Raw genomic sequence first — 602 nt, 5'->3', positions numbered from 1 at the left:
AGAAGGTCTGAACCGAGTTGTAAATGACCGGGGCTTCCGTGAGAAACGATATGTAGGGCTTGAATTTTTGATAAGCCTTTGAGTGCTTGTGTGATCTGTTCTACCCCACTTGGGTCTGGGTCTAAAATCACGATTTCTGCGTTTTTGTTGGCTCCTTCTATTAGGCTTGGGTAGTTGTCGATAGTGGAGTCAATGAAAATAATTTGTTTTTTCATGGTTTTCAATTCAGTTGATTAATTAATGGCCAAAGGATTCTAATCAGTAGTTGCCGGGAGATCGCACCCATTTGAAGGGATGAACAGGAAGGACGATCTCTATTGACCCGATGTACAATTTTTCCTCGGTTTAAACAGTACAATCGGGGAAATTGCCGTTGGGTATATCTGGAGAACGTCTTAATTTAACGTTAATAACTCTAGTATACTCGATTTTAGGAATCTTTAAAGAAACCCGATTTCTTGAAGAAACCGGGTTTCGGGATTTCTTCGTTAATTCAGGGTAAAAGAATTAGCGGTAATTGAGTTAGCGGGAACACCGATTAAAGTGGCTAAAAGTTCATTATTGGCTGCGACTTGAATCAAGGTATTTCCGGCTTGAGTTCC

Annotated in this window: 1 protein-coding gene; it reads right to left on the bottom strand. The window is 40.5% G+C overall.

Features of this window, described 5'->3' with window-relative positions; all coding sequences use genetic code 11:
* Nucleotides 1-215: DUF4347 domain-containing protein (locus PL9214_RS29880; RefSeq protein WP_139295243.1), on the bottom strand; the 215-nt coding region annotated here is incomplete at its 3' end.
* Nucleotides 216-602: the final 387 nt, after the last annotated feature.

Origin of the sequence: Planktothrix tepida PCC 9214, assembly GCF_900009145.1 — a bacterium.
GTDB classification, from domain to species: domain Bacteria; phylum Cyanobacteriota; class Cyanobacteriia; order Cyanobacteriales; family Microcoleaceae; genus Planktothrix; species Planktothrix tepida.
Note: the sequence above shows the minus strand (reverse complement) of the source record. Positions and strands in the feature narration are given on the sequence as shown.